The sequence below is a fragment of the Rufibacter radiotolerans genome, from assembly GCF_001078055.1.
GTDB classification, from domain to species: domain Bacteria; phylum Bacteroidota; class Bacteroidia; order Cytophagales; family Hymenobacteraceae; genus Nibribacter; species Nibribacter radiotolerans.
This window is the reverse complement of the sequence record NZ_CP010777.1, coordinates 350,142-374,741: the sequence shown is the minus strand read 5'-3', so window position 1 is coordinate 374,741 and position 24,600 is coordinate 350,142. Positions and strand designations below refer to the sequence as shown.

The following is a 24,600-nucleotide window of genomic DNA, read 5'->3' as shown; positions in this document are numbered from 1 at the left end:
AACAGCAAAAGCCCGGCACTTTCATAAGTGACCGGGCCTTTCTTTTTAATGTTTGCGTAAGTATTAGAACGCAGAGATAATGCTGTCATTCATCTGCTGCAGCATGCTGTCTACGGCCGTTGAGTCTACAATTTTAGGCTTACGTGGCATCACGGTAATACAGTTGTAGGGCTTATTGATTTTCACGGTTGGCTTTGGGAAGGTCCCCAGTTTAATCCCCAGATTAGGGTCTTTGTACACTTTCTCCATGAACCGGCCAAAAATAGGCAGGGCCGTTTTGGAGCCCTCGCCCGTGGCGGAGGTCCTGAAGTGAATACTGCGGTCTTCGCCGCCCACCCACACGCCTGTCACCAGGTTTTTGGACACACCCATGTACCAGCCATCTGAGTGGTTAGAGGTAGTACCGGTTTTACCGCCTATCTGGTTTCCCTTCTTCCAGAGGTCATATTCCCACAGGGCTTGTGAGGTACCGCCGGGTTCTTCCATCGAGCCTTTGAGCATGTGCACCATCAGGAAAGCCGTCTCTTCGGTGATCACCCTTTTCTGCTGTGGGTTGAACTGCTCAATCACGTTCCCACTCCGGTCTTCAATGCGCAGCACTAACATAGGTTTGTTTAGGAAACCGTTGTTTACGAACGTGCTGTAGGCATTCACCATCTCATAGATGTTCACGTCATTGGAGCCTAAGCCAATGGAAGGCACCGCCTGCATGGGGCTGGTGATCCCCAACCTGCGGGCGAACTTGCGCACGGCCTCGGGCCCAATGGCCTCGGTCAATTGCGCGGTAACGGTATTTATGGACCGACCCATGGCGTGCCGAAGCGTCATCTGCCGACCGGAGATGGAATGGTCTGCGTTATTAGGCGTCCACTCCATGGGCTTGCCGTTCTCCACGTACTTAATGGTCACGCGCTGGTCCTGAATCTTGTCACACGGCGAATAGCCCTGGTCAATGGCGGCGGCATATACAAAAGGCTTGAAGGTAGAGCCCGGCTGCCGCTTGGCCTGCTTTACGTGGTCATATTTAAAGTTCTCATAGTCAATGCCGCCCACCCAGGCTTTAATATGCCCCGTGAAAGGGTCCATGGTCATCATGCCGGCGCGCAGGAACCGTTTGTAGTACCGCAGGGAGTCCATAGAACTCATGGTCATTTCCTTGGGGCCTTTGTAGCTGAACACCGTCATCACCTTGGGCTCGTTTAGGGCCCGGTTAATGGCGGTGGTATCATTGCCGTATTTGTTCTTGAGCGACTGGTAGACCCCGGTACGTTTGATGGCACTCTCAATGAAGCCCGGAATCTCGTTGTCCTGGTCGTCTACCCAGGGGTTACGGTTGCGCCAGTGTCCTTCAAACCGGTTCTGAAGGGTCTTCATCTTTTCGCGCAGGGCCTCTTCGGCCAGGTTCTGCATGCGCGAGTCAATGGTGAGGTAGATCTTAAGCCCGTCTGAGTACATGTCCAGCTCGTGCTTTTCGGCCCAGGTGCGCACAAATTCGTTCACGGCCTGGCGGTAATAGGCCGGCACGCCGTCCAGGTGCTGTTCTACCTGGTATTTAAGGGTGATGGGGAGTTGGCTCAGGGAATCGGCCTGGGCCGGGGTAATCACTTGGTTACGTGCCATCTGCTGGAGCACCACGTTGCGGCGGGCCAGGGCATTTTTTGGGTTGAACTTAGGGTTATAGGTAGTAGGAGCCTTGAGCACGCCCACCAACATGGCGGCCTCCTCGGGCTTCAATTTCTCTGGGGTGGTACTGAAAAAAGTCTTGGCGGCCACTTTTATCCCGAAGGCGTTGCTCCCGAAGTCTACCGTGTTCAGGTACATGCCCAGGATCTCGTCTTTGGTATAGCGCTGCTCCAGCTTAATGGAGGTGTTCCACTCCTTGGTCTTGGCCACCACCGTGGAGATGCCCGGTATATAGCCCAACACCCCTTTGGTGTTCTTGGTGCGGGTTTTATAGAGGTTTTTGGCCAACTGCTGGGTAAGCGTGCTGGCTCCCCTTGAATCGCCTTTCAGGTTGTCTTTCACAGCCGCCAGTACTGAGATAGGGTCAATGCCCTGGTGCTCGTAGAAACGCTCATCCTCGGTGGCCACCAGGGCCTTCACCATCATAGGCGAGATGCTGTCAAACGGAACGGGGTCACGGTTCTCCCGGAAATAGCGGCCCACCATCACACCGTCTGCGGTATAGATCTCAGAGGGCAGGTTGCTGCGCGGGTTCTCCAGGTCATCTAAGCCCGGCGAGGCTCCAAACAGGTAAAATAAGTTAAGGTCTACGGCTACAAAATACACCACCACAAACACCACCCCTAAGCCAAACAGCTTCCAGAGGGTCCTGATCCATTTATTGAATTTTGTACGCGAAGGGGTAATTTCTATTTCTTCTGGCATGCGGTTGTTCATGGGCATAGTACGCCCTTCTCAAAACGTTACAAAGTTACAGGAAAGTGTGGGCTTTCCCGAAGTAGCTTATCTGTTTCGGGGCTATTTTCTGGAAAACAGCCCTGAAACAGAACCTGTTCCTCCTTGGCGCAACACGCAAAATGGGCAAATCAATTCCCTAAAGGCTTTTCTTGTACAGGTGGTAGAGCACTTTCTTGTCGTCATCGGTGAGCACGCCATTCACTTCTTTCTGGATGAAATGCAGTTTAAACGCCTTAATGGCCGCCTCCAGGTTCTGCACGTCATAGCCAATAATGCGCAAGGCGTCTTTGGGCTGGAACGAGGCTGGGATGGTGTCTACGGCCACCACCGGCAAAGGCGCCATAACAACGGGCACAGGCACCAAACTACTATCAGCGGGCACCGCCACGCTGTCTAAGCGCACCTGGGCCGTGGAATCTGTGAACGGTGGAATAACGGTTTCAAACACCGAGTTACGCACCGCTTCCTCATCATACCAGATGCCGTAACCGGCCTGGGCCAGCTGTTTCCAGGGGAACGTGGGGTTAGGGTCTACCTTGCGGCTGGGGGCAATGTCTGAGTGGCCTATGAAATTGGCCACCGGAATGCCGTGGGTTTTCTTGAGGATGGCCAGCACCTGCAGCAGGCTGTTGATCTGGGCCTCCTGGAACGGCTCGTACCCGTTGTTGTCCAGTTCAATGCCAATGGAAGAGGAGTTCAGGTCTGAGGTATTGCCCCACTTACCCGAGCCCGCGTGCCAGGCCCGCAGGTAGTCGCTGAGCATATGGTACACCTTGCCGTCCCGGCCAATCACGTAATGGGCGCTCACCTGCGTCTTGGGCATGGTAAAGGTCTTCAGGGTCTGGTCGGTGGACTTCTGCGCCGTGTGATGGATGACCACGTAATTGGGCTTGCGCATGCTGAAGTTGGTGGTGCCCACCCAGTAATCGCCCTGCACCAGGCTGTCTTCACCGGGGTTGGTTACGGGCCTGGCCCGAAGGGACTTGGCGTAGGCTTTGGTTTTCTTTTTATATTCCTTGTTGGTGGTAGCGTAGGGATTGGAAGTGCAGGAAGCCAGCGACAGGGCAACACAGAAGAGCAAAGAGTACAGTGGTTTCATGGCAGACGCAAAAGAAAGTAAAGACGCCAAATATGGCGATTTCCTCCTGAACTGTAGTAAAGCATGATTCCCGTTTTGAGCCTGTTTTTCAGAAAACAGGCCAAAAACAGCTTTCCGCTGTTCCATGCAAACCTGAAAACCGGTAACTTAGGCACCTTGACAATTTGTTTCCTTAGCCTGACCTGCCATGGATTTACCACCCCTGCACCTGGACCATGAATTTGAGCCCATCCCGAAGGAGCTGCACTCGGTAGCCACGGGCCAGCCGTTCCATGCCTGTATTACCTGTGAGGGGTTCCTGCTGCAGAACGGGGTGCCCTACCTGGTAGAGAAAGCCGTGCGCCACTACCCAGAAGCCAAGCTGCAGGACGTGATCTTTGAGTACGCCATCTGCTTAGAATGCGCCCAGCAACTGCGCGAAGAACTCTCTGTAGAATCTAAAGCCAATATTGAAGCCTATTTTCAGAAACACGTGAATCTGGTGGCCCGGCGCGAGGCGCTTCTGGCGTTGCCCAATCCTTTGCAGTTGGATAAATGGCTGTCCCATTGCCTGGTCACCGGCACGCCGCGCGAAGCCTGCTCTGAATACCAGATCTACGCCCAGTGCGATGGCAAAGACCTGCTTTACACCTACATGCCCTACATGATCAGTGGACAGGCTATGGAAGAGATCCAGGAGCTGATCTCGCCGCACACCCGCCAGATTCTGGATGATTTCATGGACACCCACTTCGGGCTTCCCCCTGAACTGCGCGCCATGCTGCAGGACCGGCTGGTTTTCATCTAAACCGGGCCATTCCTTTTAAACCAAAAATCACCTAACTTTTTACCTCCTACTCTTCCACCATGCGCCAGCCTTTTCTATTCTTCTGTATCTGTCTGCTTTTCAGTACCAGTACCCTTGCCCAGAGCAAGAAAACCTCTCCTGCCCCGCAGGCCACAGAGGCCAAAGCCGTGGAACAGGCGGTGGTGAAGTTTTTTGACGCCATGCGCGCCAGCGACAGCACCCTGGCCCGATCGGTTCTGGCCCCTAACGCCCGGCTTATTTCAGTGGGCGCCGGTAAAGACGGCACGGTCCTTCCCCGGGAGACACCCATGCAGAAATTTGTGGAGATGATTGGCCAGAAACACCCGCAGGTACTGGATGAGCGCATCTGGGACGTGAAAGTGGCCATTGACGGCGACCTGGCCACGCTCTGGTGCCAGTACGCCTTTTACGTAGGCGACACCTTCAGCCACTGCGGGGTAGACGCGTTCCAACTTTACCGCAGCGCCACCGGCTGGAAGATTTTCTCCATAGCAGATACCCGCCGCAAAGAAGGCTGTGACCTGAAAGCCGCCCAGGCCGCAAAGGGTAAATAGCTTTGTTGGATAGCGGCTAACCAATAGTATATAAGGAAGCAGACACCTCCTTCTAAGTCAATCTGTTGGTCAAAGAATCGGACTTGGGAAGTATTTTCTTACCTATTTGGAGCATTTCAAGGGCAAATCCAAATTTGTTTTACCTCAGACTTTTATGAGGCAGGGGAAAGTAAATAGGTTTTTAGACTAACTTGAGGTATAGATCCAGTTCAGGAGCTAATGGCATTAAAAACCTTCCTGACCATAGGCCGCTGGGTTCGTTGTCAGGAAAGGTCCTATTCTAAGGTTGATTTTAGGTATAACTACCTCCCGGAATAAAACCGTATGAGTATTCATTCCCAATACGGTCCATCATCTGGCATCTCAGCCCGAGGGGCTATTTTCCTTTCTGCGTTTATGAATGATTTACTATTCAAGACCTACTACCACAACAGCGTTTTTGATTACCTGGTGGCCATAGGCATTATTGTTATTGGCCTGCTCCTGATTCGCTCTTTCAAGCACATTTTTCTGAAAAAGGTTAAAAACTGGGTGGAAGGCACCAAAACGCACTTTGATGATTTTCTGGTGGAAGGCATTGACCGGTTTCTTATTCCGGCGCTTTATTTTGCCGTCGTCTATATGGGCATCAGTTACCTGAACCTCTCTGGAAAAGCCCAGAACGTGCTCAGCATCGCCACCACCATGGTGATCACGTTCCTGTTTGTGCGCCTTATCTCTTCCACCATTCTGCTGCTGCTCAAAACCTACGTGCGCAAACAGGAGCGCGGCGAGGAGAAAGTGAAACAACTGGGTGGCCTCATGCTCATCATCAACGCCGTAATCTGGGTAATTGGCCTGCTGTTTCTCTTTGACAATATGGGCTACAACGTCACCACCATCATCACCGGGCTGGGTATTGGGGGTATCGCCATCGCGCTGGCCGCGCAGAACATTCTGGGCGACGTGTTCAACTACTTCGTGATTTTCTTTGACCGCCCCTTTGAGACCGGCGACTTTATAGTGATAGGCGACAAGTCTGGAACCGTAGATTACATTGGCCTCAAAACCACCCGCATCAAAAGCCTTTCTGGCGAGCAACTGGTGGTGGCCAACAGTGACCTGACGGGCTCGCGCATCCATAACTTCAAGCAGTTAATGCGCCGAAGGGTCACTTTTAAGCTGGGCATAATTTACCAGACTTCTTTGGAGAACATCAAACTGATACCCCGCCTGTTGGAAGGCATTGTAAAGGAACAGCACCCGGTGCAATTTGACCGGGCCCACTTTGCCGCCTACGGCGATTCCAGTCTGGACTATGAGGTGGTGTATTACGTGCTGGACAAGGAGTACAACACCTACATGGACATTCACCAGAACATCAACTTCCGGATCTTTGAGGAGTTTGAGAAACACGGCATTGAGTTCGCCTACCCTACCCGAACGCTGTTGATGGTACATGATGCAGTGGAGGGCAAAGAAGCGGCTTCCCTTTCTTCGCAACAACGGTAGGTTTTCTGTTTTGGGCCTGTTTTATGGAAAACAAGCCCAAAACGCTTTTTCTAGCTGCCGAAGGCAAAACGGTCTTTACCTTACCTGTATTTAAAGACATCCTGTTTTTAGCTAACTTGTAGCAGAATACTTGTTAGCTAACCCTCCCCATGAAGCCTTCCCTTTTTGTCTATATTCTTTCTTTCCTTTTGGCAGGCCTTCTGGCGTTAGAGGCAAATGCTCAAAAGATCAAATATGAAACCGGCACTCTTGAAGAGGTATTGGCCAAAGCCAAGCAAGCTGGTAAACCAGTTTTTATAAATCTGGTTCCGCCTGTTTCTTTGCCTGGCAAACTTCCGGAAAACAGGCCTCTCACCAATGGAATAGAGGATCCCCAGGTGATGAAGGCGCTTAATGACCAGTTTTTGAACGTCCAGGTGCTCCATAATTCGCCGGCCAGAAGCAAACTTGCCCAACAATACAGCATCAAAGAATACCCAACCTACCTGTTCCTTAGCCCAGACGGCCACCTGATCCACCGGAACAAAGGGTATTCGTCCAGCCCCACCCGGTACCTGAATGACATAAAGGCGTTTAAAGAAAAGGCGGGCAGCACCTACAACCTCAGCTACTTCCAAAGGGAATTTGACAAGGGCAGAAAGTCTCCTGATTTTCTGGAGCAGTATATCACCTTGCGCACCAATCTGGGCCTGCCCACCGACCACGCTCTTTTAGAGGCTTACGTGGACCAGTTACCCGTGAGCGCCTTTGACAACTTCTCTACCGTGCAATTTATCCTGGAGCAGGGCCCTATTGTAGACAGCAAGGCCTTTGTATTCTCGCGCTCCAACAAAACCATAATGGACAGTGTGTATAAAACGCTGCCCTATACCCAACGAAGCAAAATCAACAACACCATTATAGGCAACACCATGCGGAAGGCCACCCAGACTAAAGACAAGGCGCTGGCCCAAAAGGGAGCTACCTTTGCCCGCTCCACCTGGAACCAGGACTACACCCGCGGGCAGCGGGCGTATCAATCCAATATGGTATCCTTTTACAAGTCCATTCAAGACACGGCCAATTACCTTAGGGAAGCAGTTACCTTTTATGACCGTTATTACATGGCCATCTCAGAAGACTCTGTGAAAAAACTAATGACCGCCCAGGCAGAAAACCGCAAGCGGCAGATGAGCCAACCCAAACCAACTTCCGGAGGCCAAACCAGCACCCAAACCACGTATGTGACCACTACTTCAGCGGTGTCTGACTTTTTAAACCAGTTGAACAATGCGGCCTTCTCCATCTATGAGACCGGTACCCGCAACCCCACCTACCTGACCAAAGCCATGCTGTGGAGCAAACGCACCGTAGAAATTAGCCCCGCCTCAGGCTATTATGACACCCTGGCACATTTGCTTTACAGACTGGAACTCTACGCGGAGGCTGAAGCCATGCAGCAGAAAGCCGTAGATCTGGCAGGCAAGGAAAAACAATCTTCGGAAAGGTTCAGGCAGAGTTTGCAAAAGATTAAGAACCGCACCCTTTAAGCCTTGCTCCCATTATGTTTTGGGCCTGTTTTATGAAAAACAGGCCCAAAATAGAAATCAGGCAAGAACGCCCTTTCTTTTAAGCGTGATGCCCCCTGATGATTTTGCCGTCCTCCATCTCTATCACCCTGTCCGTACGCTGGGCAAACTCCGGGTCATGGGAGACAATAAGCAGGGTCTGTTTCTTCTCTTGGCACAGGCTCTGGAAGATATCAAAGACAATGTCTGAGTTCTTCTTGTCCAGGTTGCCGGTGGGTTCGTCGCCCATGATGAGGACCGGGTCGTTGATGAGCGCGCGCGCAATGGCCACCCGCTGCTTCTGCCCGCCGCTCAACTGGTTGGGCATCTTGAGGGCCTGGTCGTCCACGCCCAGCGTGCGCAGGTAGCCCATGGCGCGTTCCTCCACCTCGGACAGGGTGTATTTGCCTAGTTTGATGCCCGGCAGCATAACGTTGCGCAGCACGCTGAATTCCTGGATGAGGTAGTGGAACTGGAACACGAACCCGATCTTCTCATTCCGGATCTGGGCCAGCTGTTTGGGCGTGCGCTGGCTCATGAGTTCCCCGTCCAGGTAGAGTTCGCCCTCGTAGTCGGTGTCCATGGTGGAGAGGATGTAAAGCAGCGTGGACTTTCCGCAGCCCGACCGCCCCACCACCGACACGAACTCGCCGTGCGTGACGCTGAACGTAATGTCATTCAGCACCTGGAACTTGACCGGGTCATAGAAATACTTATTGATGCCAAATGCCTCCAGAACCTTCTCTGCCATGGTTATTTCCCCCTGATAATGCTGACCGGGTCTGTCTTGCTTGCCTTGCGCGCCGGGAACAGGCCGGCAAAGTACGTGGTCACCAGCGCGAAGCTGATGCCTATCATATAATAGACCGGGTTAAAATACACCGGGTACGTGTCAATAGTGGGCAGCGACTCCGTCTTGAACGGCACGTTGTCAATCACCACCGAAATCACATACCCCAGCAGCAGCCCCATCACCCCTCCGGCCACGCCGATGATCATGGACAAAGACAGGAAGATGTACTGCACATCTGTCGCCGAGAAACCCGTGGCCTTGAGAATGGCAATGGCGTCCATCTTCTCATAAATCATCATGTTCAAAATGTTGTAAATCCCGAAGCCCGCCACAATGAGCAGCGTCACGCCCACGGCGTAAGAGATGATGCTCCTGATGTTGCTGCCCGTCTCAAACTGCGAGTTGGCCGTCTGGATGTCGGTGGCTTCCAGACCATACAGGGCCGCAAATTCTTTGGCAGTGGCCGGGGCCAGGTTCAGGTCGGTAAGGTTCACTTGTATATCCGTGAGGTACGCCGAGGGCTGGCCCAGCAGTTTCTGCACCGTCTCAATGGAGGCGTAGCTCTGGATGTTGTCAATCTCCATGATGCCCAGCTGCACCACGCCCACTACTTTCAGAGTTCCCTGCTGCCCGTTGGGGGCTGTGATGCGCACCACATCGCCGAGGTCCACCATCATCTTCTCCGCTATGCCCTTGCCCAGGATGATGCTGTTAGACACCGTGGCCAGGTCTTGCAAATTACCGGCAATGATGTAGTCGCTCAACTTAAATAGCCGGTCTTCCTGCACCACGTCTATGCCGTCTATCACGCCGCCCAGCTCAATGGTGCCCGTGTTGTAGAACACCTGCGTGATGGCCTTGGGCGCCACGCCAATTACCCGGGAGTCTTCCTTGATGGCTTTGATGATAGCCTGGCTGTTGTAGATTTCCTTGCCTCGGTCCTTAGGTTTTATGGACCGGATAAAGTGCTCATAGCCGTTAAACTTTTGGGCCCGCTCCACGGCCTGCACCGGGCTGGGTTTTATCTCATTGTAGAGCCGCACGTGGGGCAGCCGGTTCAGGATGAGGCCGTCCAGCAACTGGTTAAGACCATTCATGAAACTGACCAGCGCAATGAACATCCCAATCCCGAAGGTGACGCCCGCCGCCGCCACAATGGACTGCCGCATGCGCGCCCGAAGCAGCCCCACGGCAATGTTCAGGATCAGTTTAACGTTCATGCCTACTTGGGTTTATAGATGAACTGGGTGGTGTCCAGGCCCTGCAGAATCTCGGCTTTGCGGTAATCGCGCAGGCCTATTTTCACCTCGCGTTTCTGGTCGGGCTCTATGAGCACAAACCGGTCGTCCACTATATATTCCCTGGGAATGAGCAAGGCGTTTTTCTTGGTCTGCACCACAATATTGGCCTCCGCGGAAAGGTTGGGATAGAGCGTGGCCGGCGGGTTCACGAAGCGGGCGTCTACCTGAAACGTTCTAGACCGCTCGTTCATGATGGGATAAATCTTCTCCACCACGCCCTCAAACACCCGGCCTTTATAGCTATCCATACTAATCTCCACGGGCTGGCCCACCCGCACCTGCACAATGTCGTTCTCATCTACTTCCAGCTCCAGCAGGAAGCTTTTGGCCTGCCCTATAATGGCCAGCGGCGTCTGCGGACTCACCAACTCGCCTTTCTCCATAAGCACATCATACACCTTGCCCGAGATGCTGGCCCGCACCACAAAGTCATTCTGCAGCTGACGGCTGATGTCATAGTTCACATCCGCGCGCTGCAACTCGTTCTTCAGTTGCCGGCTGAGGAGGTTGTAGTTGGCCCGGGCAGCCTGGTAGTTGCTGCGCGAAGACGTATAGGCCAGCCGCCGCTGCTCAAACTCCAGCTGGGTCCCAATCCTTTGTTCCCAGAGGCGTTTTTGACGCTGGTACAAAGAGGAATCCAGCTGAAAGCGGTCGCGCGCCTGCCGCACGGCCAGTTGCGCCTCCTCCAGCCGCCCGAAGTTGCTTCGGCTGTTCTCCTGGCTCAGTTCCAGGGCCAGCTGGGCGCTGCGGGCGTTGAGCGTGGCGGCGTTGTTCTCCAGCTTAAACAGCGGGTCTCCGGCCTTGACGGTGTCGCCGGCCTTGACCAGAATTTCCTGCACAATTCCGCTCACTTTGGGATAAGCCGTGTATTGGTCTGTGGCTTTAACAGTACCCGAGGCATAGACAGACTCGGCAATGGAGCTGACCCGGGGCTTCACCCGCTCCTGCTCTTCAGAACAGGAAACCAGCAGCAACGCCAACAGTGCTATAAGAGGAAATCCTTTTTTCATACCCCAGTGCAGTACCCTTTGTCAACTAACCGGTAAAGAAAGCAAACTGTTTTCGCTTGGCTTCTGAGTAAGATACGTTGCTTACCTGATACTTATCATTTTACGGGAGAGTTCAGGGTTTCAACCATGAGCTAAGGCTAAATCCCAAACAAAAGCGGCCGTCCCTGTTTTGGGCCTGTTTTTAAGAAAACAGGCCCAAAACAGGGACGGCCGCTAAATCTTAAATACTTAAAACTTACCCTATCGTAATGGCATAGCTCGCCTCAAACACCTCCCTGGTGCCCAGTGACTGCATGCCTTCTTTCTCGCTCAGTTCCACAGGAGGGCCGGCGCTGCCGGCAATGCCATACCAAGGCTCAATGCAGAGAAAAGGGGCGCCTTCGCACTTGGTCCAGATACCCAGGAAGGGGAAGCCCTCCAGCTGCATCTGCACAAAATGGGGGTGGTAATCGCATTTGATGGTCACACGGTCTGAGCGGTAATTCTTGAACACCAGCGCGTCTTTCTTATAATGCTCATAGCGCAGCGGCAACACGGCCATGTTGTCCAGCACCGGTTCGGTCTCCCCGTTCTGCAGGCCGGTGCCTTCCTCCAGCAGGTAGCGGGCCAGTATCTCGGGTTGGGAGAACTCCAGGTAATAGTCTTCAAAGGTTCCGCCGGGCAATAGAGGTACGTTGAAGGCAGGGTGCGCGCCAATGGAGAACAGCATCTCGCCTTCGCCCAAATGTTCTACCTGCCAGGTCACGGTTAAGGTGTGGCCCTGCAAGGTGTAAATGATGCGCAGCGCGAAATCAAAGGGATAGACCTCCCGGGTCTGGGCCGTAGCCCGAAGCTCAAACACCAACCGGTCTTCCTGCCGGTTCAGTAAGGCAAACGGCATGTCGCGGGCGAAGCCATGCTGCGGCAGCGTGTAGGTCTGGCCCTCATGCAGGTACTGGTTCTGGGGCAGCCGACCTACAATGGGAAATAGCACCGGGGCATGGCGGTTCCAGTAGGCGGCATCGGCTTGCCAGATGTACTCGCGGTTGCCGTCATTTTTCACGAAGCTGCAGAGTTCGGCGCCCAGGTGTTTCACGCCCACGCGCACGTATTCATTTTCTAGGTAAGTGGTGTTCATGGCAGACGTAAGGTTTAGAGCATATTTAGATTTCTAATTTGCAGGCGAAAAAGGCCAGAGCAAGGTTCTGCGGAAGCGTTTTTTGAGACGCGTAGCAGCGCTACGGGGCAAGAAAAAGGCGAAAGCAGGTTCTTACTATGGCCTTTTTCAGCGCAAAGGAGGAATTTAAACATGCTCTTAGCGCTGAATAATACGGTCAATGGCTTGAATGGCGTTTTGCACCCTTTCTTCGGCAGAGCCGGAAATCTCTGCGTACGGCGCCCCCAGCTCCTCTAACTCCCGCTTGTACCAGTCATAGAAATACTGCCGCAAATGCGGATGCTCGCGCTGCGGGTCCGGCTCCCAGGGTAAGTCTACGTTGAGGAGCAGATACAGGTCTACCTCTTGTTGCCGTAGCCCTACCTGGATAGATGGGGCGCAGCTTCCATAGGCGTGCTCAGACCAGATCTTTAGCACCAACAGCTCGGTATCCAGGAGCAAAATCGCGGGATTCTCAGCGCTCTGAGCGACCCAAAGTGCCTGCTGGCCCAGAGCAATCTGCTCCAGATCAGAAGCCTCGTAGGGCCGACCCAGCTGCTCCAGGTAGGTACGGGCGTACTCGGGTACCCAGGGAGCCTGGTAGTGGTGGGCCAACTGGGCGGCCAGGGTAGATTTGCCCGTACTCTCAGGTCCGGTAATGGCTATTTTCAGCACGGTATGGGGTTTTCAGGCGTAGGTGTTTCAATGCGTTTTAAGGCCGTTTTCGGGAAAGCAGGCTCAAAACAGAATAACGGGTCAAATAGGCAAAAAAGTCTGAGGGCGGAAATTACCGACGGTGGAGTTAGAGATTTCTGGAAACTCCTTCCGGCAAGCTAACCTATTACGGGGTCTTTTGCGCTTGTTTCCGGAAGTCAAGGTTATAGGTGAGGCCTACCTGCAGGGTGTGGTTGCTTTCAAACCAGATGCCGTTGCGCTGGGCCACGTGCTGGTGCAGGTACCCCACCTCCAGGGTGGCGTCTTTGTGGAACCGGTACCCCACGGCCGAATACGCGCGGTTCTGGTCAAAGATATTATTGGTTACGTTTGGCCCGAAGTTCAGGAAAACCTCATCATACACGCCCAGGTAAAACTCCCGGTCCTCCAGCGTAGGGCCCTGCAGCGGGATAGTCACCCGGAACTGGTACCGGGCCCGGTTCAGGTAGGTATACTGTTGGGCGCCCGCAAACTTGATCCAGCGCTGCTCCAGCCTAAACCGGTGCGACAACCCAAAGATGCCCTGCTGGTCTTTTAGCTGCAATTGCTGGAACGTGCGGTGCTCCGGGAAATCACTCGCCGCGGGGTTGTCGCCGTACGGGTAGGTGTGCACATACGCAAAGCCGCCTAGAACCATGGCCCGGTCTGAGAGGTTATACGTCAGGCCCACCCGGGGCATCAACTGCTGCTGTTTGGAGATCACTTTGTACTGCCGCAGCTGGAACTCGGTGTGCAGGCCCCATTTATCTGTGAGCCGGTGATTCCCGAAGTACATAAACCAGCCGTTGTAATTAGTGTCATGCCGGCGGGTGTTCTGGGCCTGGGCGCGCGGTACTGCCAAGGCCAGCACCAACAAAAACAAGAGAAAGAACTTTTTCATAAGGGGAAACAGTCACTGCGTGACGAATGGTGAATGAGCCCGCAAAACAAGGGTCAAAAGACCATTCATGCCAGCCGCGCCTCTATTTTCAGCGTAATTTCAAGTTATTTGGCTGTAAACTACCAATTTCTGGAAAGGCCCTGGCTTAGCCTTGCACGTTGGCGACCTGCGCGCGCAGGCTCTTTTTCCAGTCTATATACCCCCACCAGGCCAGGGCCAGGTACAGGAAGTACAGCAGCGCCGTAGGGTAAAGCTCTTTGTAGATATAAATGGGCACGTACACCGCGTCTACCACTATCCAGATGAGCCAGTTCTCCAGTTTTTTCCGGCTCATGAGCCACTGGGCGCCCAGGCTCACGGCGGTGGTGGCAGAGTCCCAGTAGGCCAGGTCGGCGTTGGTGTTATGGTGAAGGTACATGCCCAGGCCCAGCGTGAACACCGGCACAAACAGCAGCAGCCAGCCCCATTGCTGTTTGGTCATGCGCGAGACCGGGCGCTCGGCCCGCTGGCTGCCCTTGTGCAGCCACAGGTACCAGCCGTAAAAATTCAGGAACGCAAACATGACCTGCAGACCCATGTCGGCGTAGAGGCGGGCCTTGTAGAAAACCAGAATATAGAGGAACACACTAATGAGCGCGGTAGGAAAGGTCCAGATATTCTGCCGGGCCGCCAGCCAGACGCACAAAAGGCCCGTGATCACGCCCACCACTTCGGCAACGGTATCTAAATTCCAGGCACTGGGGAGGAGAAAATCCATAGAGAAGCTTTAGGCGGTCCTTGCTGTTTTAAGCCTGTTTTACCCAAAACAGGCTTAAAACAGCAAGGACCGGTACGTGAAGAGCCACAAAAATAGGAGCTTACCGGTATCTTCCGCCCCCGGCGACCGCTTTCCTGTCCTTTATTTTACTTTATCTTTGCCGCATGCTGCCAGAGATCACGCCCCTACAATTAAAAGAACGCCTGGACCGCCAGGAGCCGCTGCAACTCATTGACGTGCGCGAGCCCGAGGAATGGGCCATCTGTAACCTAGGCGGCGAGCTCATCCCCCTGGATGATTTGCCCAAAGCAACCCCGCGCTTGGACAAAGAAACGCCCACCGTGCTTATCTGCCACCACGGGTTCCGGAGCGCACAGGCCCTTATGTTCCTGCAGCAGCGCCACGGCTTCACCAACCTGCTCAACCTGAAAGGCGGCATCCATGCCTGGGCGCTGGAGGTAGACCCCACCTGCGCGGTCTATTAAAGCCATACCGTTTTAAGCCTGTTTTTAGGAAAACGGGCTCAAAACAGAATCTCTGAAACAGAAAGTTTTTAGGGAAACAATGCAATACTCAACTTTTCCCTTAATTTTACGTGGCAAATACCATTCACGCTATTTGCCATGCAGTCTCACGCTCCCAATATCCTCTTTGAAGGTCTCACGTACGACGACGTTCTCCTCCTACCTGCTTATTCTGAGGTACTTCCCAAAGACACCAACACGTCCAGCCAGCTAACCCGCAACATAAGGGTGAACATTCCGCTTGTTTCGGCGGCTATGGACACCGTCACGGAAGCTGACATGGCTATTGCCATGGCCCAGGAAGGCGGCATCGGGTTTATCCATAAGAACATGAGCATTAAACTGCAGGCCGAACTGGTGCGCAAGGTGAAACGCTCAGAGAGCGGCATGATCTTGGACCCGGTCACCCTGCATGAGAATGCTACCCTCGGCGAGGCCATCCAGCTCATGAAAGAGCACAAGATCGGGGGTATCCCGGTGCTTTCCGCCGACAAGAAACTGGTGGGCATCATCACCAATAGGGACCTACGGTTTGAAAAGAATTTCGCCATCAAGGTCTCTGAGATCATGACCAAAGACCGCCTGATCACCGCCCCCAAAGGCATAGAGCTGGACAAGGCCGAGGACATCCTGCAGGAATACAAGATTGAGAAATTACCCGTCGTAGACGAGAACGGCGTTCTGGCCGGCCTGATTACCTATAAAGACATTCTTAAGCGCAAGCACCGCCCCTACGCCTGCAAAGACGAGTTCGGTCGGCTGCGCGTAGGCGCCGCCGTTGGCGTGACCGCCGATGTGCTGGACCGCGTGGCGGCCCTGGTGGAAGCCGGCGTAGACGTGATCAGCGTTGACACCGCCCACGGACACTCCAAAGGTGTGATGGAGGCCGTGCGCAAAATCAAGACCGCCTTCCCTAACGTAGACCTTATTGCCGGTAACGTGGCTACCGCCGAAGGCGCCAAAGCCCTGGCCGACTCAGGCGCCGATGCCGTGAAGGTGGGCGTAGGGCCGGGCAGCATCTGTACCACCCGTATTATTGCCGGTATTGGGGTTCCCCAGCTCTCAGCGGTCATTGAGGCCGTAAGAGGTCTGGAAGGCACCGGCGTTCCAGTGATCGCCGACGGTGGCGTGAAATTCTCCGGGGATATTGTCAAGGCCATTGCCGGCGGCGCCAGCACCATCATGATTGGCTCCCTGCTGGCCGGCACCGAGGAGGCCCCTGGCGACATGCTGATTTTTGAAGGCCGTAAATTCAAGACCTACCGCGGCATGGGTTCCATTGAGGCCATGGGCGAAGGCTCCAAAGACCGTTATTTCCAGGATGCCGAGGACGATGTAAAAAAACTGGTACCCGAAGGGATAGTGGGCCGCGTGCCCTATAAAGGCCTGGCCGGCGAGGTTCTCTACCAGTTGGTGGGTGGTCTTAAGGCCGGTATGGGCTACTGCGGCGCCCCTGACATAGAGACACTTAAGAAAGCCAAGATGGTGAAAATAACGGGAGCCGGTTTACGCGAGAGCCATCCGCATGATGTGCAGATTACCCGCGAGGCGCCTAATTACAGCAGATAACATTCTGGATTTTTTTAGTTACTTTTAGACAATTCTCGTATTACCCCAAACTTAAACCATTAACCTCTGCAGCTGTTACCCTCTCCAATGCCCCAAGATAAAACAATCAAACGGTTGACTTTATTTACCGGAAGCGTGAGCTGGGTGCTGCTATTGGTGAATGTGTTATTTTTAGCCCGGCAGGTACATGAGGGGGAGACCAACGCGGCTTCTCCCTACATCAGCAACCTGCTGTCTGTTATCTTTATCGCCTCGGTTTTCCTGTACCAGCGGCACTATGTGCAGATTCAGCGCAGTGTTGAGTTTACCACGCCGCTCTGGACCCTCTTTGCCAAAGGAGGCATGGGCGCGTATGTGTGCCTGCTGCTTTACATTGGCTACCCCAGCCTGAACCTGCACTGGGTGAACAGCCCCTACCTGCTGGATGTCTTCTACCAGTTCCTGTTCGGATTTCTGGTGTACTTTCTGGGCAAGGCCTTTTACACCTGGCGGCAACTGATCCTGTACCAGAAGACCAAAGAACTGCAACTGCAGTGGAAGTGGTTTGAGATCATGGTCTACCTCTCGCTGCTGGTGCCGGTGTTCAATGTGGAGTACATGAACCACATCTTCCTGATCCTGGACCTGGGCCTGCTGTTTGCCTTCAGTCTGTACATGTGCGTTCATTTGCGGTGGGTGGCCTTCCTGAGCCTGGACAAGAAATGGAGCAGTATTTTCCTACTGCTGGCCATTCTGCTGAGTGTGGTGCTATTCGGGAATTTCCTGTTCCGGTACGCAGATTCCCCAGAACTGGTGGTGGACTACACAGACAACCCCTTCATTCTGGTGTCGCTGGCTTTTGTTTTCCTGTATGCCCTTTCCTCTTTGCTGGTGGCCTTGTTCAGCTTGCCCACCTCTAAGGTGTTTGAGCGGAAAAACGCGGACCTGTTAAGTTTCCAGCGCCTGAGCCAATATATTCAGCAAGGGCAGAGCGAAGATGAAGTGTACACTCTCCTCTTTGAAAGCGCCATTAAAGCATCGGGCGCAGACGCCGCCTGGCTGGAACTGGGCGAGGAGACGCACCTGAACTCTTTCCAGCACAAAAACACCGCCCCAGACGAGCAGACCCAGTTGTTGGTCAAGTCTATGGCCAACCTGCTGGTAGAACAGAACCCCACGGCCAAAGAGGCGGTGTATGTAAACGGCAACCTGCACCTCATCCCAGATTTCAAGAGCCTGAACAGCCCCTTCCATTCACTGTTGGTGGTTCCCCTGGCTTCGTCTAAGCGCAAATATGGCCACCTGTACCTGTTGCAGGAGGTAGAGCAGGGCTTTGAGCCAGACACCATTAGCGTGGTGCAATCGTTTGCTAACCAGACCGTGCTTACCATTGAGAACCTGCGCCTCATGCAGGAGTCTCTCCAGAATGAGCGCTACAAGGAAGAACTGAAGATCGCCAGCCTGGTGCAGGAACGCCTTAACCCCAAAAACTTTCCCACCGACACCTGGTTTGATATCAGTACCTACTCGCAGGCGGCCAAGGAAGTGGGGGGTGACTTTTATGACTACCTGCAGCTGAGCGAATCGCGCATTGCCATCATTATAGGGGACGTGTCTGGGAAAGGGATCTCGGCGGCGTTCCACATGGCGCAGATGAAAGGCATTTTCCATGGGCTCATGCAGCAGGACTTACTGCCAGATGAGTTCATGATCCAGGCCAACAGCGCCCTGAGCCGGTGTCTGGAGCGTACCTCCTTTATCACCTCGGCGCTCTATATCATTGACTATAAAATGCAGGGGGTTTCCTTTGCGCGCGCGGGCCATTGCCACACCCTTTACTACAACTCTATGATGGAAGATACGTTTTACTTCCAGACAGAAGGGCTAGGGTTGGGAATTGTGCGGGACGCCTCATATGCCAAACGCATTCACCGGTTGCATTATGACTATAATCCCGGTGACGTGATGGTGATTTACACCGATGGGATTGTGGAGGCCAGAAACGCCCGCCAGGACGAATATGGGGAAGAGAGACTGAAATACATGCTGTCCCAGACCTACCACCTGGAGGCAGAAGACATCAAGAGCGCCATCATCAATGACGTGTCTGATTTCTCCAGTGACATCCTGCATGATGACCAAACCTTACTAGTGATCAAGTTCAAACAGCGTCAACCTAACACATAATTGAATCGTAAAGAACCACGATGAAAATAAAACACACCATTTCCGACAATACCATCACCATTAGTTTAGATGGTGAATTAGACGCCAGTTCCTCTGTGCTGCTGGATGAAGAGCTTTCCAACCCAAGCATTATGATGTTTGGTAAGATCCTGGTTGACTGCAAAAACCTCAACTACATCTCCTCAGCCGGTTTGGGCGTATTCATCTCTCACCTGCAGCGATTTGAGGATGCGCAGATCAAACTGATCTTCTTCAACATGCAGGAAAAAGTACGTAACGTTTTTGAGATTCTGGGTCTGGACCTACTGATGACCATCGTCTCTTCTTATGAAGAAGCCGTGACCATAGCCAATGACTAACAAGATTAGGGTCAGTTGTGACAGAAGGAATCTTAAAACTATCCGCACGTTTGTGATGGATACGCTTTCCGCTGTGCAATTGTCTGATATCACGTTAAACCAGATCATTCTGGCGGTAGACGAGATCTGTGCCAACCTCATTATCCACTCCAACCACGAAGACAACAAAAAATTCCTCTGTCTTACCATTCAGTATGACCACGAGGAGATTGTCTTTGAGTTGGCAGACAACGGCACACCGTTTGAGCAGGACAATTACACAGAGCCCAACATCCATGACAACATTAGAACCGGCAAGAAAGGCGGCGTAGGCGTAGCCCTGGTCAACCGGATCATGGACAAAGTGGAGTACAGCGTGAGAGGCAACACCAATATTTGCCGCCTGTACAAGCAACTGGCGTAAAAAGGAAAGGCTTTTTGCCCCGCTGGCACAATAAAACCTGTTTTTGGCCTGTTTTACCCAAAACAGGCCAAAAACAGAAAAAGGTTAACCCTCTTGTTCTCTTTATGGCGCTATGTTTTTAGATAGTAGCCTGTTCTCTCCAAAAAAAATGAGTAAAATTGCAATACGGTCGGCACAGAGAAAGTGGCCGGCATTTTGCGTTTTGCTGACACCTATGCGAGTTTCCTCCTTATACGTGGGCCTGAGTGCCCTGCTCCTGTTCCAGTGTACTTCTCCCAAGAAAGCCACGGAACCTGTACTCCTTAGCATTGGCCCTGAAAAGGTGCCGGCCTCTGAGTTTGCCTATGTTTACGAGAAAAACAACAGCAACACAGACAGCGCCTACTCCAGCGCCAGCGTGAACGAGTACCTGAACCTGTACACCAATTTCAAGCTGAAGGTGGCCGAGGCCAAAAGCCGCGGCCTGGACACCACGCAGGCCTTCAAAAGCGAGCTGGGCGGGTACAAAGAGCAACTGGCCCAGCCTTACCTCACAGATAAGAACGTGACCGAGCAGTTGGTGCGCGAAGCCTATGAGCGCATGAAAAAGGAAGTGAACGCCACCCATATTCTGGTGAGCGTTGACCAGGAGGCTGACCCCAAAGACACCCTGGCGGCTTACCAAAAGATCATGGGCCTTCGGCAGCAGGCCGTGAGCGGCACCCCGTTTGAGACCCTGGCCCAGCGCTTCTCAGATGATCCCTCGGCCAGAGAGAACTCCGGGCAGCTGGGTTATTTCACGGCGCTGCAGATGGTGTACCCCTTTGAGAATGCCGCCTTCAATACCCCGGCTGGGCAGATCTCGCAGCCGGTAAGAACCCGCTTTGGCTACCATTTAATTAAAGTAAACGAGGTACGCCCCGCCCAGGGCGAAATACGCGTGGCCCACATCATGGTACGCGCCCAGCAAGGCCTGCCCAAGGCAGACTCCCTGGTGGCAAAGAAAAAGATAGACGAGATCTACAAGCGCGTGCAGCGCCAGGAAGACTGGAACAAGCTGGCCTCGCAGTTCTCAGAAGATGCCGCCTCAGCGGATGAAGGCGGCGAACTGCCCTGGTTTGGCACCGGCCGCATGATTCCCTCTTTTGAGGAAGCCGCCTTTGCCTTAGACAAGCCCGGCGCCGTCTCAGCCCCGGTGCAAACGGCCTATGGCTGGCACATCATCAAATTACTGGAGCGCAAAGAACTGCTGCCGTATGAAGAGATGGAAACCTCGCTCCGGAACCGTATCTCCAAAGACTCGCGCTCAGAGCTGAACAAAACCGCTTTCCTGCGCCGCATCAAAAAAGAAAACAAGTTCCAGGAAACCCCGGCCATTAAAGAGGCCGCCCTTAAGCTGGCAGACTCTACGCTGGCGGCCGGCACCTGGAAATTCACCGTTCCGGCAGAGCCGAAGAACCTGCCTGCGGCTACCCTGTTCACCATTGAGGGCAAGCCCTACACCGTGGGCCAGTTTGCCACCTACGTAGAAGCCAACCAACGCGCCAGACAGACCGTTTCGCCGGCCCACGCCATGAACCTGCTCTATGACAAGTTTGTAGAAACCAGCCTGCTGGACTATGAGCGCGCGCACCTGGAGGAAAAACACCCAGATTACCGCATGCTGGTGAACGAGTACCATGATGGTATTCTGCTGTTCCAATTAATGGAGGAGAAAGTATGGGCCAAGGCGGTAGAGGACACTGTGGGCTTAAAGGCTTTCTTTGAGGCCAACCGTGACAAGTATACCTGGGGCGAACGTGCCACCGCTACGATCATCAGCGCCGCTAACCCTACCGTTCTGGCCCAGGCCCAGGAGCAATTGGCGCAAGGTCGGTTCCTATCCGTGCGCCACAAGCAGCCAGATATTGCCTTTGACACTGACAAAACCACGCTTTCTAAGGCTGCCATGGCCCAGCTGGAGCCACTAGCCCAGGCGCTGCAGCAAGATTCCAGCCTGGTGCTGGAAGTGACCGGATACGCAGACACCCGTGAGGTGGCCAACAAGAAGAACGCAGGCCTGGCTTCCCGCCGTGCCACCGCCATTAAGAATTACCTGGTAGAGAAAGGCGTGGAAGCCAACCAGGTAACTGTAATGCCGGCTGCCCCTAAAGCCCGCCCGGCCCGCCGGGTTGCCCTGCAGGTATATTCCACAGACCCGCAAACCCTGGCCGACCGCTTTAACCAGAACAGCCCGCTGGCCTTACAGGTCACCTCCCGCAAATTCCAGCGCGGCGAGAACAAGGCCCTGGATGGCGTCGCCTGGAAGCCAGGCACTTACAACGTTACCCAGGACGGCCGCTCCCTCTGGATCAAAATTGATAAGGTAGAAGCACCGGCGCCTAAGAAACTGTCAGAAACCCGGGGCGTGGTGATCTCAGACTACCAGACCTATCTGGAGCAGGAGTGGATCAAGGAACTGCGCCAGAAATACCCGGTAAGCGTGAACCAGCCAGAGGTAGAGAAGCTTATTAAGAAGTAAGCAGGGCAGAAGTTTCTTTTAATGAAGCCGTTTGCCTAGTTTTGTCTGTTTACGTCTATACTATTTTGCAAGAGAAGCGGTTCTATACAAGGCAACCGCTATAAAGAATACCATGAAAATCAGAATTCCCTTTTCTTCTTTCCTTAAATGCCTTCTTGTACTCTGCGCGTTAGGTGCTTTCACGCAAACCGCCCGCGCGCAACAGGTCACCCTCATTGACAACATTGTGGCGAAGGTAGGAAGCCATATCATTCTGCGCTCAGAGCTGGAGTTCCAGAACGCCAACGCCGTAAGCCAAGGCTATAAGTCCACTAACCTGCGTTGTGAGATCCTGCGCTCCCTGGTGCAGAACAAGCTGTTACTGGCCCGCGCCGAGATAGACTCTGTGATTGTGGATGAAACCCAAATTAATGCCGAACTGGAAGGACGCCTGAGCAACTTTGTGGCGCAGATTGGCAGTGAGGAAAAACTGGAGGAGTACTACAAGAAACCCATGAATGAGATCAGAAGTGATCTTAAGCGTAGCTTGCGCGAGCAGCTCACCACCCAGAAAATGGAGCGGGAGATTGCCGGCAAGATCAAGGTGACCCCTAAAGAGGTACAGCAGTACTTTAACCGCATTCCCAAAGACAGCTTGCCGTATTTCTCCACGGAGGTAGAGGTAGGCCAGATCGTGAAGATCGCCCAGATCGGCACCGCCCAGAAGCAGGCGGCCCGTGAGCAGCTGGAAGCCATTAGAAAACGCATTATGGCCGGTGAGGACTTCGCCGCCCTGGCCAAGCAATACTCCCAGGACCCAGGTTCCGGCGCCGCCGGTGGCGTGCTGGGTTTCTTCAAGAAACGTGAGCTGGTACCTGAGTATGAAGCCGCTGCCTTGAAACTGCAGCCCGGAGAGACATCGCCGGTGATTGAGTCTATGTTCGGGTTCCACATCATACAGTTGCTGGAGCGCCGCGGCGAGGAGTTCAACACCCGCCATATCCTCATCAAGCCTGCTACTGCCCAGGTAGACCTGCAGCAGACCACCGCGCTCTTAGACAGCATTAGAAACCTCATTCAGAAAGACAGCATTTCGTTTGCCAAGGCGGCCAAAGACTTTTCAGATGACATGTCTACCAAAGGAAACGGCGGTATGATTACCTTACCCGGCAGCCCTACCACAGATATTCCCGTAGACAAGCTGGACCCGTCCATCTTCTTTGTGACAGATACGTTAAAGGTGGGAGATATCAGCATACCGCTTCCCTACCGCACCGAAGACGGCAAGGAAGCCATGCGTATCTTGTACCTTAAATCAAAGACTCCTCCGCACCAGGCCAACATGAAAGATGATTACCAGAAGATCGCGGCCGCGGCGTTGAGTGAGAAACGGAACCGAGCCATCTCAGATTGGTTTGAGAAAAACAAAGACACTGTTTTTGTGGACCTGGCCCCCGAATTCAAATCCTGCAATTTAGACGACTAACCCGTTCTCTATGCCTCCTTTTGCCTCTGACAGAGAAGCCGCAGATGCCCTGCATCATGCCTATAAGCGATTGACCGCTGAGATTTCTCAAACCATTATTGGCCAGGAGGAAGTAGTGAAGCTGGTGCTCACGGCCGTTTTCTGTCAGGGTCACTGTCTGTTGGTAGGCGTTCCGGGTCTGGCCAAGACCCTTCTTATCCAGACCATTGCCAACTCCCTGGACCTTACCTTTAACCGGGTACAGTTCACCCCAGACTTAATGCCTTCAGACATTCTGGGCTCAGAGACCCTGGACCAGAACCGCCAGTTCCAGTTTGTGAAGGGGCCCGTTTTTGCCAACATAGTACTGGCAGATGAGATCAACCGGACGCCCCCTAAAACCCAGGCGGCGTTGCTGGAGGCCATGCAGGAATACTCCGTGACCGTGGCCGGCCACCATTACAAGCTCCCTAGGCCGTTCTTTGTGCTGGCCACCCAGAACCCCATTGAGCAAGAAGGAACCTACCCCTTACCTGAGGCCCAGCTGGACCGCTTTATGTTTCACGTGGCTCTCTCCTACCCCAGCTACCAGGCCGAGCTGCAGATTGTCAAAAACACCACCGGCGACCGCCAGCACAAACCCACTGTGATCCTGCACGCCGACGAGATCTCTGCCTTCCAGCAGCTGGTCCGCCGCGTGCCCGTTACGGATAACGTGGTGGAGTATGCCGTGCAACTGGTGCATAAAACCAGGCCCAACACAGAAATGGCAGGTCCGCAGGCTACCCAGTACCTGGAGTGGGGCGCCGGCCCCCGGGCCTCACAACACCTGATCATGGGCGCCAAGTGCAATGCCCTCATCAGAGGAAAGTACTCCCCAGACATTGAAGACGTGCAGGCCGTGGCCACGCCTATCCTACGCCACCGCCTGGTGCGCAACTTCAAAGCCGAAGCCGAAGGCATTTCCGTGGAGCAAATTATCAAAGGCCTTCTTTAGGCTGTTTTGAGCCCGTTTTGGCTAAAACAGGCTTAAAACGAAAGATCTACTCTTCGCTGGTGCAAAACACCCATAACTTTTTCCGGTAAAATCAGTTCACGTGGTACATATTGCCAGGGAGCACCTCC

21 protein-coding genes are annotated in these 24,600 nt (G+C 53.7%); 12 read left to right on the top strand and 9 right to left on the bottom strand.

Features of this window, described 5'->3' with window-relative positions:
- Positions 1-63: 63 nt before the first annotated feature.
- Both TH63_RS01610 and TH63_RS01605 read right to left on the bottom strand, forming a co-directional pair.
- Entirely contained in the window at positions 64-2,388 is a 2,325-nt protein-coding gene (locus tag TH63_RS01610; protein WP_197088615.1) for a penicillin-binding protein 1A, read from the bottom strand.
- Between the two features lie 169 nt (positions 2,389-2,557).
- Positions 2,558-3,520 (bottom strand): N-acetylmuramoyl-L-alanine amidase, encoded by a 963-nt coding sequence (locus TH63_RS01605; protein ID WP_048919388.1) that lies wholly within the window; start codon positions 3,518-3,520, stop codon positions 2,558-2,560.
- Positions 3,521-3,707: 187 nt separating this feature from the next.
- Here TH63_RS01605 and TH63_RS01600 point away from each other — a divergent pair, with 187 nt between their 5' ends.
- The 4 genes from TH63_RS01600 to TH63_RS01585 all read left to right on the top strand — a co-directional run bounded on the left by TH63_RS01600 (position 3,708) and on the right by TH63_RS01585 (position 7,902).
- On the top strand, positions 3,708-4,307 hold the full coding sequence (locus TH63_RS01600) for a hypothetical protein (protein ID WP_048919387.1): 600 nt from the start codon (positions 3,708-3,710) through the stop codon (positions 4,305-4,307).
- A 59-nt stretch (positions 4,308-4,366) separates the two neighbouring features.
- Positions 4,367-4,882 carry a nuclear transport factor 2 family protein gene (locus TH63_RS01595; RefSeq protein WP_076606378.1) on the top strand — a complete coding sequence of 172 codons (516 nt, stop codon included), beginning with the start codon at positions 4,367-4,369 and terminating at the stop codon, positions 4,880-4,882.
- A gap of 324 nt (positions 4,883-5,206) precedes the next feature.
- The gene (locus tag TH63_RS01590) at positions 5,207-6,373 is read left to right on the top strand and encodes a mechanosensitive ion channel family protein (RefSeq protein WP_231583528.1); all 1,167 of its coding nucleotides are present in this window, start codon (positions 5,207-5,209) and stop codon (positions 6,371-6,373) included.
- A 149-nt stretch (positions 6,374-6,522) separates the two neighbouring features.
- The gene (locus tag TH63_RS01585) at positions 6,523-7,902 is read left to right on the top strand and encodes a thioredoxin domain-containing protein (protein WP_048919385.1); all 1,380 of its coding nucleotides are present in this window, start codon (positions 6,523-6,525) and stop codon (positions 7,900-7,902) included.
- Positions 7,903-7,981: 79 nt separating this feature from the next.
- Here the strand turns inward: TH63_RS01585 and TH63_RS01580 are convergent, their stop codons facing one another.
- The 7 genes from TH63_RS01580 to pnuC form a co-directional block, all read right to left on the bottom strand.
- Entirely contained in the window at positions 7,982-8,671 is a 690-nt protein-coding gene (locus tag TH63_RS01580) for an ABC transporter ATP-binding protein (protein WP_048919384.1), read from the bottom strand.
- Between the two features lie 2 nt (positions 8,672-8,673).
- The gene (locus TH63_RS01575) at positions 8,674-9,933 is read right to left on the bottom strand and encodes an ABC transporter permease (protein WP_048919383.1); all 1,260 of its coding nucleotides are present in this window, start codon (positions 9,931-9,933) and stop codon (positions 8,674-8,676) included.
- 2 nt (positions 9,934-9,935) lie between these two features.
- Positions 9,936-11,024, bottom strand: coding sequence for an efflux RND transporter periplasmic adaptor subunit (locus tag TH63_RS01570; protein ID WP_048919382.1), 1,089 nt, complete (start codon positions 11,022-11,024; stop codon positions 9,936-9,938).
- A gap of 235 nt (positions 11,025-11,259) precedes the next feature.
- Positions 11,260-12,141, bottom strand: coding sequence for an aldose 1-epimerase family protein (locus TH63_RS01565; RefSeq protein WP_048919381.1), 882 nt, complete (start codon positions 12,139-12,141; stop codon positions 11,260-11,262).
- A gap of 177 nt (positions 12,142-12,318) precedes the next feature.
- On the bottom strand, positions 12,319-12,834 hold the full coding sequence (locus TH63_RS01560; RefSeq protein WP_048919380.1) for an AAA family ATPase: 516 nt from the start codon (positions 12,832-12,834) through the stop codon (positions 12,319-12,321).
- Between the two features lie 166 nt (positions 12,835-13,000).
- Positions 13,001-13,753 (bottom strand): DUF2490 domain-containing protein, encoded by a 753-nt coding sequence (locus tag TH63_RS01555; protein WP_048919379.1) that lies wholly within the window; start codon positions 13,751-13,753, stop codon positions 13,001-13,003.
- Between the two features lie 145 nt (positions 13,754-13,898).
- Complete coding sequence (gene pnuC, locus TH63_RS01550) at positions 13,899-14,510, bottom strand: nicotinamide riboside transporter PnuC (RefSeq protein WP_048919378.1); 612 nt, start codon at positions 14,508-14,510, stop codon at positions 13,899-13,901.
- 164 nt (positions 14,511-14,674) lie between these two features.
- Between pnuC and TH63_RS01545 the strand changes: the two genes are divergently transcribed.
- The 8 genes from TH63_RS01545 to TH63_RS01510 all read left to right on the top strand — a co-directional run bounded on the left by TH63_RS01545 (position 14,675) and on the right by TH63_RS01510 (position 24,472).
- On the top strand, positions 14,675-14,995 hold the full coding sequence (locus tag TH63_RS01545; RefSeq protein ID WP_048919377.1) for a rhodanese-like domain-containing protein: 321 nt from the start codon (positions 14,675-14,677) through the stop codon (positions 14,993-14,995).
- 138 nt (positions 14,996-15,133) lie between these two features.
- Entirely contained in the window at positions 15,134-16,603 is a 1,470-nt protein-coding gene (gene guaB / locus TH63_RS01540; RefSeq protein WP_048919376.1) for an IMP dehydrogenase, read from the top strand.
- A gap of 114 nt (positions 16,604-16,717) precedes the next feature.
- Positions 16,718-18,769 carry a PP2C family protein-serine/threonine phosphatase gene (locus TH63_RS01535; protein WP_231583527.1) on the top strand — a complete coding sequence of 684 codons (2,052 nt, stop codon included), beginning with the start codon at positions 16,718-16,720 and terminating at the stop codon, positions 18,767-18,769.
- Between the two features lie 20 nt (positions 18,770-18,789).
- Positions 18,790-19,128: an STAS domain-containing protein gene (locus TH63_RS01530; RefSeq protein WP_048919375.1), complete on the top strand. Its 339-nt coding sequence runs from the start codon at positions 18,790-18,792 to the stop codon at positions 19,126-19,128.
- Complete coding sequence (locus TH63_RS01525; protein WP_048919374.1) at positions 19,121-19,531, top strand: ATP-binding protein; 411 nt, start codon at positions 19,121-19,123, stop codon at positions 19,529-19,531. The genes TH63_RS01530 and TH63_RS01525 overlap by 8 nt, the downstream gene beginning before the upstream one ends.
- Positions 19,532-19,745: 214 nt before the next feature.
- Positions 19,746-22,031 (top strand): peptidylprolyl isomerase, encoded by a 2,286-nt coding sequence (locus TH63_RS01520; RefSeq protein ID WP_048919373.1) that lies wholly within the window; start codon positions 19,746-19,748, stop codon positions 22,029-22,031.
- Positions 22,032-22,143: 112 nt separating this feature from the next.
- A complete protein-coding gene (locus TH63_RS01515) occupies positions 22,144-23,496 on the top strand; it encodes a peptidylprolyl isomerase (RefSeq protein ID WP_048919372.1) in 1,353 nt (450 codons plus the stop codon).
- Between the two features lie 10 nt (positions 23,497-23,506).
- The gene (locus TH63_RS01510) at positions 23,507-24,472 is read left to right on the top strand and encodes an AAA family ATPase (protein ID WP_048919371.1); all 966 of its coding nucleotides are present in this window, start codon (positions 23,507-23,509) and stop codon (positions 24,470-24,472) included.
- The last annotated feature ends 128 nt before the right edge of the window (positions 24,473-24,600 follow it).

What these genes read in the sequence shown, in the direction of transcription:
- TH63_RS01525 (WP_048919374.1), top strand. Translation starts at nt 19,121, where the DNA reads ATGACTAACAAGATTAGGGTCAGTTGTGACAGAAGGAATCTTAAAACT.
- TH63_RS01520 (WP_048919373.1), top strand. Translation starts at nt 19,746, where the DNA reads ATGCGAGTTTCCTCCTTATACGTGGGCCTGAGTGCCCTGCTCCTGTTC.
- TH63_RS01585 (WP_048919385.1), top strand. Translation starts at nt 6,523, where the DNA reads ATGAAGCCTTCCCTTTTTGTCTATATTCTTTCTTTCCTTTTGGCAGGC.
- TH63_RS01515 (WP_048919372.1), top strand. Translation starts at nt 22,144, where the DNA reads ATGAAAATCAGAATTCCCTTTTCTTCTTTCCTTAAATGCCTTCTTGTA.
- TH63_RS01580 (WP_048919384.1), bottom strand. Translation starts at nt 8,671, where the DNA reads ATGGCAGAGAAGGTTCTGGAGGCATTTGGCATCAATAAGTATTTCTAT.
- TH63_RS01575 (WP_048919383.1), bottom strand. Translation starts at nt 9,933, where the DNA reads ATGAACGTTAAACTGATCCTGAACATTGCCGTGGGGCTGCTTCGGGCG.
- TH63_RS01530 (WP_048919375.1), top strand. Translation starts at nt 18,790, where the DNA reads ATGAAAATAAAACACACCATTTCCGACAATACCATCACCATTAGTTTA.
- pnuC (WP_048919378.1), bottom strand. Translation starts at nt 14,510, where the DNA reads ATGGATTTTCTCCTCCCCAGTGCCTGGAATTTAGATACCGTTGCCGAA.
- TH63_RS01610 (WP_197088615.1), bottom strand. Translation starts at nt 2,388, where the DNA reads ATGCCAGAAGAAATAGAAATTACCCCTTCGCGTACAAAATTCAATAAA.
- TH63_RS01605 (WP_048919388.1), bottom strand. Translation starts at nt 3,520, where the DNA reads ATGAAACCACTGTACTCTTTGCTCTTCTGTGTTGCCCTGTCGCTGGCT.
- TH63_RS01545 (WP_048919377.1), top strand. Translation starts at nt 14,675, where the DNA reads ATGCTGCCAGAGATCACGCCCCTACAATTAAAAGAACGCCTGGACCGC.
- guaB (WP_048919376.1), top strand. Translation starts at nt 15,134, where the DNA reads ATGCAGTCTCACGCTCCCAATATCCTCTTTGAAGGTCTCACGTACGAC.
- TH63_RS01565 (WP_048919381.1), bottom strand. Translation starts at nt 12,141, where the DNA reads ATGAACACCACTTACCTAGAAAATGAATACGTGCGCGTGGGCGTGAAA.
- TH63_RS01555 (WP_048919379.1), bottom strand. Translation starts at nt 13,753, where the DNA reads ATGAAAAAGTTCTTTCTCTTGTTTTTGTTGGTGCTGGCCTTGGCAGTA.
- TH63_RS01595 (WP_076606378.1), top strand. Translation starts at nt 4,367, where the DNA reads ATGCGCCAGCCTTTTCTATTCTTCTGTATCTGTCTGCTTTTCAGTACC.
- TH63_RS01570 (WP_048919382.1), bottom strand. Translation starts at nt 11,024, where the DNA reads ATGAAAAAAGGATTTCCTCTTATAGCACTGTTGGCGTTGCTGCTGGTT.
- TH63_RS01600 (WP_048919387.1), top strand. Translation starts at nt 3,708, where the DNA reads ATGGATTTACCACCCCTGCACCTGGACCATGAATTTGAGCCCATCCCG.
- TH63_RS01510 (WP_048919371.1), top strand. Translation starts at nt 23,507, where the DNA reads ATGCCTCCTTTTGCCTCTGACAGAGAAGCCGCAGATGCCCTGCATCAT.
- TH63_RS01590 (WP_231583528.1), top strand. Translation starts at nt 5,207, where the DNA reads ATGAGTATTCATTCCCAATACGGTCCATCATCTGGCATCTCAGCCCGA.